Genomic DNA, 10,510 nt, shown 5'->3' with positions numbered 1-10,510 from the left:
GCGACGAGACGACGGCGTTCAGCGAGCTCGATTCAGCGCGTTGGTTCTGGGCGATGGCCCAGATGGCGCCGTTGTCCTTGGCGGTGGCGATCTTCAGACCGGTGTTGATGCGGTTCTGGACGGTGCCGAGGTCTTTGTTGGTGGCGTTCAGGTTTTGCAGCGCAATCATCGCGCCAGCGTTCGTGTTGACGGAATTCATCGCCATTGCACTAAATCCTATTTCATAGGGACCGACGTCATTTTGACTGCCGGAGGCGTTTTGCCTGACGAGTTCCTACGCAAGCCGCGGGCCAGTTGGCGGCGTTAGGGTTTAGCCTTTGATCATTATGTATTTTTTCGAAAGACCGTTGTTTCGCAAGGGTTGGGGCGCCGATCGGCAAGAGCTGCATGGTAAATATCTGCCGGGCTGAGCGGCAGATATTGCTCGGCAAGTTCTGCCGCTGGGCGGCCGGGAAGCATCTTGCCGCGCCGGATCGATGCAGGATTGGCCTTCTAGCTTTTCTAGGGGCGGAAAAAGCTCAAATCGCTGGCGCGTCCATGACGGGGCGACCATGCTTCTCGCGAAATTGAGTAGGAATTTTCTATGGCGCAGACGCGCAAACGAGGCGGCCTGTTTGGATCCTTTGGGTTCCAGGTGCTGGCGGCCATGGCGCTGGGCCTTGCGCTGGGGCTGCTGGCGCGAAACCTCGGAACCGAAGAAGGCCAGGCCGGGCATGGCCTATCCGAGGCGCTGCGTCTCGCGGGTTCGATCTTCGTCCAACTGCTGCGGGTCCTGGTTCCGCCGCTGGTGTTCACCGCCATCGTGGCCAGCATCGCCAACCTGCGGGAGCTTCAGAACGCCGCCGCGCTGGTCTGGCGTACGCTTTTCTGGTTTGCGGTCACCGCCCTGATCGCCGTCAGCATCGGCATCACGCTGGGACTGGTTCTGCAGCCTGGGGTCAACACCACGGTCGCGGCGACCGCCGCGGCGACGCCGCACACCAGCGGGTCCTGGCTTGATTTCCTGACCGGCCTGGTGCCGTCCAACATGTTGGGGATCGCCGCCTCGACCATCGTCACAGATGACGGGGCGACGACCTCGATGTCGTTCAGCGTGCTGCAGATCGTGGTGATTTCGCTGGTCGTCGGGATCGCCGCCCTGAAGTCGGGCGCGGCGGCCGAGCCCTTCCTGACCTTCAACGCCTCGGCGCTGGTCATCGTGCGCAAGATTCTGTGGTGGGTGATCCGGCTGACGCCGATCGGGACCATCGGCCTGTTCGGCAACGCCGTCGGTCACTACGGCTGGGACGCCTTGGCCCAGTTGGGGGCCTTCGCCATCGCGATCTATATCGGCCTGGGGCTGGTCCTGCTGGTGGTCTATCCGAGCCTGCTGCTGCTCAACGGATTGAACCCGATCCGCTTCTACGCCGGCGCATGGCCGGCGATCCAACTGGGCTTCGTGTCGCGATCCTCGATCGGCACATTGCCGCTCACCCAGACCGTGACCGAAAACGCGCTCGGCGTTCCCCGGTCCTATGCGGCCTTCGCCGTGCCGTTGGCGGCGACCACCAAGATGGACGGTTGCGCGGCCATCTACCCCGCCGTGGCCGCGATCTTCGTGGCGCAGTTCTACGGCGTGAGCCTGCAGCTGACGGACTATTTCCTGATCGTCTTCGTCTCGGTGATCGGGTCGGCGGCGACGGCCGGCCTGACAGGGGCGGTGGTGATGCTGACGCTGACGCTCTCCACCCTGGGCCTGCCCTTGGAAGGCGTCGGGCTGCTCCTGGCTATCGATCCCATCCTGGATATGGGGCGGACGGCCACGAACGTGGCGGGGCAGGCGCTCGTTCCGACCCTGGTCGCCAAGCGGCAAGGCATTCTCGACCAGACGGTGTATGACGCCGCTTCCGGTGAACTGGATTTGATCAGTCCGGCCGCGTAGGCCGTCGGGGCTCTGTCCAGCGAGCCCGCCGGGGCCTAGGATCGCACGGCGGGTGTTGGCGAGGGGCGCATGGCGGAAGACGAGCGCGAGCATCGCTGGCCCGAAGGCGGCCGTAGCGGCGAGGCCCTGCTGAAGGCCATGCTCGACGCCGCCGAGGTGGTGGCGGGCGTCGTCGAGCTGCTGCCCGACGATTATCGCATCCTCACGGCGAACCGCAGCGCTTCGGACCTCTATGGCCTGCCGGCCGGCGGCCTCGACGGCATGACCGGGCGTGAGCAGGGTCTGACCGAAGATCAGGTGGCGAGCCGGGTTGCGACCTTGAAGACGGTCTGGGAGGCGCAGGCCACCAGGACCGGCGAATACTCGTTCCGCTTCCCGAATGGGCGCGAGCGTTGGTTCTTCGGGACCTACTCGCCGCTGCACGGCTCCACGCCCATGGTGGCGTTCGTGATCCTGGACATCACGGCGCGGCGCGAGGCCCAGCTTCAGGTCGAACGGCAGGGCGCGCGCTTGAGCCTCGCCTTGAACGTCACGGGCCTAGGGCTCTGGGACTACGACGTCGGCGCCGACCGGGTCGACTGGGACGAGCGCACGCGACAATTGTTCGGCGCCCACGGCGAAGGGACGATCGATTTCGCGACCTATGCGGCGACGGTCCATCCGGACGACTTTCCCTTGGTCGCCGCGGCCTATCAGCGGGCGGTGGCTGGGGAGAACAGCGGCGTCTACGTGGTCGAGCACCGGACCAAGGCGGCGGGGGAGAACGGCTCGGCGACCTGGATCCGAGGCGCGGCCCGGGTGTTGTTCGACCCTGACGGACGTCCATCGCATGTCATCGGCACCGCCCAAGACATCTCCGCGCAGGTGGCCGCGCGGGAGCGGCAGGACCTGTTGCTGGCCGAACTGAACCACCGCGTGAAGAATAACCTCGCGGCCGTCCAAGCCATCGCGGCCCAGACCATGCGGGGCGCCGCCGACAATCCGGCCGCGTTCAGGGCGGCGTTCGACAGCCGTATCCAGTCGATGGCGCGCGGTCACGACCTGCTGACGCGCAACTCCTGGGAAGCGGCTGACCTGCGCGAGGTCATCGACGCGGCGCTGGCGCCGTTCGCAACCGAGCTGTTCGACATCACGGGGGCTGCGACGGCGGCGCCGCTGACGCCCGAGATGGCGGTCAATCTGGTGATGGTCCTGAACGAACTGGCCACCAACGCGGCGAAGTACGGCGCGCTGTCCACCAATGGGCGCGTGTCGATCGTCTGGGACGTCTCCGGCGGCCTGATGACGCTCGAATGGCGCGAGCGGGGCGGGCCGCCGGTGACGACGCCGACGCATACCGGGTTCGGTACGCGCCTGACGCTTGCGGCTCTGCAGGCCTATGGTGGGACCGTCGAGCTCGTGTTCCCATCGGAAGGCGTAGAGTGCCGGATGAAGGCGCCGTTGGCCCTGGGCTAGGATTCCAGTTTCGCGTCGAGCGTGATCTCGGCGTTGAGCAACCGCGAGACCGGGCAACTCTTCTCAGCGACGCCGGCGAGTTCGTCGAACTTGGCCTGGTCGAGGCCCGGGACCTTGGCGCGCAGGGTCAGGGCCGAGCGATCGATCTTGAAACCCTGACCGTCTGGAACCAGAGACACCGCCGCCTCGGTGCTGAGTTCCTCCGGTTCAAGTCCTGCGCGCTGGATCAGGAAGGCCAGCTGCATGGTGAAGCAGCCGGCGTGGGCGGCGGCGATGAGTTCTTCCGGGTTCGTGCCGGGCTCGCTCTCGAAGCGGGTCTTGAACGAATAGGGGGTCGCCGAGAGCACGCCGGAATCGGTTGTCAGATCGCCGTTTCCATCCTTGCCCGTCCCGCGCCATACGGCGCGCGCCTTGCGGATCATCCTTGCCTCCTTGAGTTGGGAACGTCGGTTCAGAGTACTCAACGCAGGTGACAGGGGAATGGCTCACACCATGCTCTTGCGGCCGTTCATTTCGTCGCCAGCGGTCTTGGGGAGCGGCACGAAGAAGAACAGCGAGACGAAGGTGATCAATCCGATCACCACGAAGGCCGGTGAAATCGATCCGGCGGTGAGGTGGGTTTCGCCTCGCGCCACCATGAAGACGTGCATGAGGGCCGCGGCGAGCCCGATGCCGATCGACTGGACCAGTTGCTGCATCATCGACGCCGTGGTCGAGGCGCGGCTCATCCGGGCCTGGTCAATGTCGGCATAGGCCATGCCGTTCAGGCTGGTGAAGTGCAGCGACCTGAAGAAGCCGCCGATGGCCAGCACCAGCATGATCAGCCAGTGCGGCGTGGTGGGCTGGAACAGGCCGTAGGCCATGAAGCTGACGCCGACGATTACGGCGTTGACCACCAGCACGGTGCGGAAGCCGAAGCGGCGCAGGATCGGCGGGGCGGTGGTCTTCATCACCAGGGCTCCGGCCGCCGAGATGAAGGTCATCAGGCCGGCCTGGAACGGCGACAGGCCAAAGCCGATCTGCAGCAGCAGAGCCAGCATGAAGGGCGTCGCGCCCATGGCGATCCGCATGAACGCGCCGCCGACGACCGAGGCCGTGAAGGTCTGGATCTTGAAGACCGACAGGTCGAGGATCGCGTGGGGATTGCCCCGGGCGTGCCGCCAGTAGAGGGCCAGAGACATGGCTCCGCCCAGGAACAGGCCGGCGACGACGCCGCTGGGGAGCATGGCTCGGCCCAGGTTCTCGAAGCCGAAGATCAGGCCGGCCAGGCCCAAGCCGGTCAACGCGATGCCGATCCAGTCGATCGGGGAGACCTCTTGCTCCCGCACATTGGGCACGAAGCGGGTCACCAGGAATACGCCGATGATCGCGATCGGGATGTTCAGGAAGAATATCCATCGCCAGTCGGCGAAGGTGACGATGGCGCCGCCGATCACCGGGCCGACGACCGGGCCGAGCAGGGCGGGCATGGTCATGACCGACATGGCCCCCACCAGCTCGCTCTTGGGCGTGGTTCGCAGCAGGACCAGCCGCCCGACCGGAGCCATCATCGCCCCGGCCATGCCCTGGAAGATGCGGGCGATGACCAGTTGGGTAAGGTTTTCGGCGAAGCCGCAGGCCGCGGACGAGACGGCGAACAGCACCATCGAGATGATGAAGATCTTCTTGGCCCCGAACTTATCGGCGACCCAGCCGCTGACCGGCAGGAAGACCGCCGACGACAGCAGGAACATGGTGATCGTCAGGTTCAGCCGCAGCGGATCTTCATGTAGCGCCACCGCCATGGTCGGCAGGGCGTTGGCCAGCACCGTCGCACTCATGGTCTGCATCAGCAGGGCCGAGCCGATGATGGCCGGAATGACCCAGCCCCGGGTGACGGCGCCGCCGGCGGCGTCCTCGATCACGTCGTCCACGGGGCTCACGGTTCGAGGCTGAGGAGCAGGAGGAGGGGGCCTTGCGCCGCCTTGAGGGCTTCACGGTCCGCAGGCGCGAGCTTGGCGAGGCGGGCGGCCAGCCAGTCGTTCCGGCGCTGGCGGATCAGGTCCATCTGCGCTGACCCTGTTTCGGTGATCTGCAGGCCGGTTCGGCGGCCGTCTTCAGTATCGGTGGCGCGAGAGATCCAGCCGGCCGCCTCAAGCCGTTTCACATGGCCGCTCATGGCTGGCCGGGACATCTGTTCGGCGTCGGCAAGTCCACAGACCCCGACCCCGGGATTGCGCTTGATTTGGCCCAACACCAAGGCGTCGAGAGCCGATACGCCGGCGCGCTGGGCCTCCTGTCGCAGGCGTCGCGCGACGCGCAGCAGCGGGGCCCTGAGAGCGTCGGCCAGGACGATGGGGTCTGAAGGATCAAGCGTCGGCATGGATGGCCATATAGTTAGGTTTGCGAACTACCTATTCCTGCGTGGCCGATCGGTCAACCGACCGCCGCACGGTTAACGGGAACTTGGGGGCGCCTACCTCGTTTAGTCGAGCGGGCGGCTCAATCGTGAGGTGAGTGCGATGATCGCAAGCATGCCTTCAGAGAGGCGACTGCCGCGACCGGAAATGGCCCAGTTCACCGAGGAGGTGCGCGGCGCCGCGCGGCGGCTCTCTCGCGACCAGATCCTCGATCTCGCCGACATGCTGCACGACCTGATCCGCGAGCGGCGGTCGGCGGACGCCCGGCCTTGCGTCTAGTTCGTCAGGGCCGGTTCAGGGCGCGGCGGGCCTCGCGCAGGCCGGCCAGCAGGTCGCGGGCCTCGCCTGACAGTTTCCGAAGGACGGCGCGCCGCCATTCGACCGGTTCTCCGCGCGCCGCGCCCGCCCTGGCCTGCTCGGCGAGGGCGTGAGCGTTTCGGGCGGCGAGCTGGCAGGCCGACATCGGCGAGGTCAGCTGACCTTCCGGGCTGATGGCGCCCGCGCCAGCGCCGCTCGCGTCGATGTGGTTGTTCGGCGGCAGTCCGCCAGCCTGGAGGCGTCCGTGACCTCGCAATTGAAGCAACGAAATCGGAGGATGCGAATGTTCTGCTGGCGGCTGATCGGGCCCTGCGTTTGCGCCGTGCTGAGTTGTGCGAACTCGTCCCGAGCCTGGATGGTTGCGGTCCCTCGCATTGAGATGCCGGAAGTCGCCAAGCGACCCTGCCATCTTCGCCGACTGCCCCCGTCGCCCACCACGGCGGATCTTGAGGTGAGCTTCGCCATGCGGGGCGCCGACCTGGCGGCCTGTGAACTGGCGCGAAAGCTGGCGGTGGAGACCTTCGACGCCCAAAGCGCGCTCGTTGATGGCGTGGGTAAGCCTGCTCGGCGCTCCTGGCGCAATTGGTGATTTTGGATCTATACGCGGGCGGCTGCCATGCTCCGCAGAACCAGGTGACGCACATAGTCGCCGATATCGGTCGGCCAGGATTTACTCAGACCTTCGAAGCGATCGTAGTCTCCCGCATAGAAGGCGCGGGTGGCGTCTTCGAAGTCGGGCAGGTCGCCGGCTAGTGCGACCATGACGCGATAGGCCGCTTCCTGGGTTTCCCGGACATGGTCGCGGCCAGCGCGTTTCGCCTGATCGACTAGGCGACGAAGGGCGGCCGAGGCCCCTCCTGGCTGCGTCGACAACCATTCCCAATGGCTGGGCAATAGCGTCACCTCGCGCGCGGTCACACCTAGTTTGGGTCGACCGCGTCCCGCAGGCTTCGCCGGCGACGGCGACCCGCCTTCGGATTCGCCCAGTCGTGTCAGGACATCGTCGATCGAGCCGCGCAGATCGAGCTCGAGCAGCCGTCCTGTTGCGTCGTTGAAGACCAACAACCTTGGTGCGCCAGCGTCGAACGCCGTCTTGACGGCTGCGGCGATGGCGATGAGCGACCCAGCTGCGATCTGCCGCTGGTCTGCGAAGGCGGTGTACGTGTCAGCCATGAAGCCATCCTGAGGGTGGCTCTTCATAGATGGGTCGGACGGAACGTCAATATTACCCGGCTGAAAATAGAGAGTTCGCGGCGTGATCTTCGCTCGTCAGAAAGGAGGGAGTTCCGGCTTGGCGGCGCTAGAATGCAGGCCCGACTCAAGGGCGGGCCGCAATCCCTGCTTGGGGCGGTTCAGGCCTTGATCGCAAGCTGCCTCACCCACCGGACGCCACCACCATGCACGCCGCTTTTCGGGCTTTCCTGTTCGCCTCCGCGCTGAGCTTCGCCTCAGCAGCGCACGCAGCGCCGGCGCCGGTCGCGCCGATCCTCACCACACCCGAAGCGAAGGACCTGCGGTCGTTCGCGCGACCTCAGACGGCGCGAGTAACGCATGTCGATCTTGATCTGACCGCGGATTTCGACGCCAAGATCATGCGGGGTTCGGCCGCGATGGACGTGCTCGCCACGCCCGGCGCCAGTGAGATCGTGCTCGATACGTTGGGGCTGAAGATCGCGCGGGTAAGCGATGGCGCCGGACGTGCGCTGTCCTGGACGCTCGGCAAGGATGACCAGGAACTCGGGGCGCCGCTCACCGTCCGGCTGAACGGCGCAAAACGGATCGTCATCGAGTACGCCTCGACGCCAGGCGCTCGGGCGCTGCAATGGCTGCCGCCTTCGCTCACCGCCGGAAAACAGAGGCCGTATCTGTTCAGCCAAGGGCAGGCGATCAACAACCGGAGCTGGATCCCGACCCAGGACAGCCCTGGAATTCGCCAGACATGGACCGCCAGGATCGTCGTGCCCGAAGGCCTGACGGCGGTGATGAGCGGCGAGAAACTGACGCCGAAGGGAGAGCCGACCCCCGATGGGAAGCGCGCTTTCCGGTTCAGGATGGACAACCCGGTCCCGCCCTATCTGATCGCCTTGGGCGTCGGCGACCTGGCGTTCCAGGCGCTGGGGCCAAGGACAGGCGTCTATACCGAGCCGTCGATGATGGACCAGGCGGCGAGCGAACTGGTCGACACCGAGAAGATGGTGACGACGGCCGAGGGGCTCTACGGACCCTATCGCTGGGGGCGTTACGACGTGCTGGTCTTGCCGCCGTCGTTCCCGTTGGGCGGCATGGAAAACCCCACCCTGACCTTTCTGACGCCCACCTTCATCACCGGGGATCGAGCCAATGTCAGCCTGGTCGCCCACGAACTGGCGCACAGCTGGTCCGGGAACCTCGTGACCAACGCCACGTGGCCGGACGGCTGGCTGAACGAGGGTTTCACGACCTATTTCGAGAACCGCATCATGGAGGCGCTCTACGGGGCTCCCCGAGCGCGGATCGAGGCCGACCTCGATTGGGACGGCATGCAGGCCGACATCAAGGAGGAGGGCGGGCCTGCGGCGGAGACGACAAAGCTCTATGGCCAGCCTGGCGGGCAGCTCGAATACTTCAAGGGCGCGACCTTCCTGAGGACGATCGAGACGATCGTGGGACGAGAGCGTTGGGACGCCTATCTGCGGTCCTACTTCGACCGCCATGCTTTCCAGCCTCAAACGACCGCCGGCTTCCTGAGCGACCTTCGCGCCAACCTGATCAAGGGTGACAAGGGCCTCGAGGCAAAGCTCGAACTCGACAAGTGGGCGTATGCCGCCGGGCTTCCGGACAACGCCGTCCATGTCAGATCGGAGGCCTTGGCCCTGGTCGACGCGCAGACAGCCGCCTTTGCGGCGGGCGGGCCGGCGTCCAGCGTGACAGCCTCGGCCTGGACTACGCAGGAGTGGCTGCGGTTTCTGAACAACCTGCCGCGCCAGCTCTCGGTCGCTCAACTGGACGACCTGGATCGCACCTTCAAGCTTTCAGCCTCGACCAACAGCTATGTGCGTTCCGCCTGGCTGGAGCTCGCCATCGCCAATCGTTACGCGCCGGCTCTGCCGTCGCTGGAGGCGTTCCTAATGAGCGTCGGGCGGGGCCTGTTCATTCGGCCGCTTTACATCGGCTTGATGCGCCAGGGCGATTGGGGCCAGCCGATCGCGCGTCGCATGTTCGCCGAGGCCAAGGAGACCTACCATCCGACCGTGGCTGATGGGTTGGAGCGGTTGGTGAGCGGGACCAACTGAGGCCGTGCAATCGGAGGAATGCTAGGCGGCCGGCGCTGATATAGGTCGCGCAAACGGAGAAGGTGAATGCGAGTCGCTCTGGGGATTATCGTGGCGTTGGCCATTACTGCGCCTGCGGCGGCGAAGGACGCCAATGCGGCCTTCTTTGCGCGCAACGCCAAGGCTCCAGGCGTGAAGACCATTCCCGGCATCCAATACAAGGTGCTGAAGTCCGGCCCGGCCGATGGCGCCCATCCCAGTCGCTCTTCGACCGTCAAGGTCCGCTACGTGGGCAGTTTCATCGACGGCAAGGTCTTTGACTCCTCGAAGGATGAGCCTGATGGCGCGGTCAGCTTCCCCTTGGGGCGCTTGATCCCAGGGTGGACGACGGTGGTGCCGATGATGCGGCCGGGCGATGAGTGGGAAATCTATCTGCCGCCGGAATACGCCTATGGCGCGGACGGCAAGGACATCATTCCGGGCAATGCGGCGATGGTGTTCCGCATCGAGTTGCTGGAAGTCAGCGACGCGCCCAGCTCCTAATGGGGGGCGGACACTGAGCAGCAGCGGCGGTTCGGGTACTGGCCTTAGATCGGATTGATCTCGGCCAGGACCAGGCGGCCGCCGCCAAGGTTCAGGTTCTCGCCGATTTCGAAAATGGCGGCGTCTTCGGGGGCGAGGTGCTCGCCATTCAACCGGGTCGCCTCCAGCGCCAGCACGAAAGTGGTCTCGGCGGTGCAGTTGGTGACCGCCGGCCCGTCTACGCGCCGGACCCGGGTGACATAGGCGCCGCGGCGGACCATCAGGTTGAGGTCGCGGATCGGGCCCTTATGCAGCGTCGCGGCGCAGGCCGCGTCGCCGGGAAAGGCGAAGGGGGCGGCCGCGGCGTCGAGCATGACGGTCGCCAAGCCTTCGACAGCCAGTTCGATCCCAGACCCCTCGATCACCGTCAGCACTCGATCGACGCTGGGGAAGGCCGAAAACGGCCCGCCTTGCGCCACGTCGGCGATGCTGATCCGCCAGTCGAAGGCGTCCAGGGCGGCGGTTGGCGGCCAGATCGCCACCTCCCGCGTGACCCCGCCGCCGTTCTTCCACGGCATGGGCGTGCGGTCGGCGGCGCGCAGGATTTGCATCAGCCGAGGATGCCCGGCAGGTCGAGGCCCTTC

Annotated in this window: 12 protein-coding genes and 1 pseudogene; 6 read left to right on the top strand and 7 right to left on the bottom strand. The window is 66.0% G+C overall.

The genetic code is table 11. The annotated features are described in order from the left end of the window. Nucleotides 1-205: pseudogene (locus tag ASE02_RS00630) on the bottom strand (flagellin); the annotation flags it as partial. Between the two features lie 378 nt (nt 206-583). Here ASE02_RS00630 and ASE02_RS00625 point away from each other — a divergent pair. Both ASE02_RS00625 and ASE02_RS00620 read left to right on the top strand, forming a co-directional pair. Next, on the top strand, nt 584-1,921 hold the full coding sequence (locus ASE02_RS00625) for a dicarboxylate/amino acid:cation symporter (RefSeq protein WP_056730142.1): 1,338 nt from the start codon (nt 584-586) through the stop codon (nt 1,919-1,921). Between the two features lie 69 nt (nt 1,922-1,990). Then, complete coding sequence (locus ASE02_RS00620) at nt 1,991-3,376, top strand: sensor histidine kinase (RefSeq protein WP_056730140.1); 1,386 nt, start codon at nt 1,991-1,993, stop codon at nt 3,374-3,376. On the opposite strand, the gene ASE02_RS00615 is transcribed toward ASE02_RS00620, so the two are convergent. The 3 genes from ASE02_RS00615 to ASE02_RS21875 all read right to left on the bottom strand — a co-directional run bounded on the left by ASE02_RS00615 (nt 3,373) and on the right by ASE02_RS21875 (nt 5,738). Beyond that, the gene (locus ASE02_RS00615) at nt 3,373-3,798 is read right to left on the bottom strand and encodes an OsmC family protein (RefSeq protein WP_056730138.1); all 426 of its coding nucleotides are present in this window, start codon (nt 3,796-3,798) and stop codon (nt 3,373-3,375) included. The genes ASE02_RS00620 and ASE02_RS00615 overlap by 4 nt on opposite strands. 63 nt (nt 3,799-3,861) lie before the next feature. Next, nucleotides 3,862-5,289 (bottom strand): MFS transporter, encoded by a 1,428-nt coding sequence (locus ASE02_RS00610; protein WP_200957577.1) that lies wholly within the window; start codon nt 5,287-5,289, stop codon nt 3,862-3,864. 5 nt (nt 5,290-5,294) lie between these two features. Continuing rightward, nucleotides 5,295-5,738 carry a MarR family winged helix-turn-helix transcriptional regulator gene (locus tag ASE02_RS21875; RefSeq protein WP_082601784.1) on the bottom strand — a complete coding sequence of 148 codons (444 nt, stop codon included), beginning with the start codon at nt 5,736-5,738 and terminating at the stop codon, nt 5,295-5,297. A 184-nt stretch (nt 5,739-5,922) separates the two neighbouring features. Between ASE02_RS21875 and ASE02_RS23120 the strand changes: the two genes are divergently transcribed. Next, nucleotides 5,923-6,054 carry a hypothetical protein gene (locus ASE02_RS23120; protein ID WP_255354000.1) on the top strand — a complete coding sequence of 44 codons (132 nt, stop codon included), beginning with the start codon at nt 5,923-5,925 and terminating at the stop codon, nt 6,052-6,054. Between the two features lie 4 nt (nt 6,055-6,058). Here ASE02_RS23120 and ASE02_RS00595 read toward each other — a convergent pair whose 3' ends face one another. Next, nucleotides 6,059-6,349, bottom strand: a complete 291-nt coding sequence (locus tag ASE02_RS00595; protein WP_056730133.1) for a hypothetical protein — start codon at nt 6,347-6,349, stop codon at nt 6,059-6,061. A 195-nt stretch (nt 6,350-6,544) separates the two neighbouring features. Here ASE02_RS00595 and ASE02_RS21870 point away from each other — a divergent pair, with 195 nt between their 5' ends. Then, on the top strand, nt 6,545-6,682 hold the full coding sequence (locus ASE02_RS21870; protein WP_235536548.1) for a hypothetical protein: 138 nt from the start codon (nt 6,545-6,547) through the stop codon (nt 6,680-6,682). Nucleotides 6,683-6,690: 8 nt separating this feature from the next. Here the strand turns inward: ASE02_RS21870 and ASE02_RS00590 are convergent, their stop codons facing one another. After that, nucleotides 6,691-7,293 carry a DUF2239 family protein gene (locus ASE02_RS00590; RefSeq protein ID WP_235536547.1) on the bottom strand — a complete coding sequence of 201 codons (603 nt, stop codon included), beginning with the start codon at nt 7,291-7,293 and terminating at the stop codon, nt 6,691-6,693. A 197-nt stretch (nt 7,294-7,490) separates the two neighbouring features. Here ASE02_RS00590 and ASE02_RS00585 point away from each other — a divergent pair, with 197 nt between their 5' ends. Both ASE02_RS00585 and ASE02_RS00580 read left to right on the top strand, forming a co-directional pair. Further along, entirely contained in the window at nt 7,491-9,365 is a 1,875-nt protein-coding gene (locus ASE02_RS00585; protein ID WP_056730128.1) for a M1 family metallopeptidase, read from the top strand. A gap of 66 nt (nt 9,366-9,431) precedes the next feature. After that, entirely contained in the window at nt 9,432-9,887 is a 456-nt protein-coding gene (locus tag ASE02_RS00580) for an FKBP-type peptidyl-prolyl cis-trans isomerase (RefSeq protein ID WP_056730126.1), read from the top strand. A gap of 44 nt (nt 9,888-9,931) precedes the next feature. On the opposite strand, the gene ASE02_RS00575 is transcribed toward ASE02_RS00580, so the two are convergent. Beyond that, nucleotides 9,932-10,510, bottom strand: a 579-nt coding sequence (locus tag ASE02_RS00575; RefSeq protein ID WP_235536546.1) for a HutD family protein, incomplete at its 5' end; no start/stop codon positions are given.

It is taken from the genome of Phenylobacterium sp. Root700 (assembly GCF_001429025.1).
Lineage (GTDB): Bacteria > Pseudomonadota > Alphaproteobacteria > Caulobacterales > Caulobacteraceae > Phenylobacterium.
The sequence above is the reverse complement of the archived record's forward strand: the minus strand, read 5'-3'. Positions and strand labels throughout refer to the sequence as shown.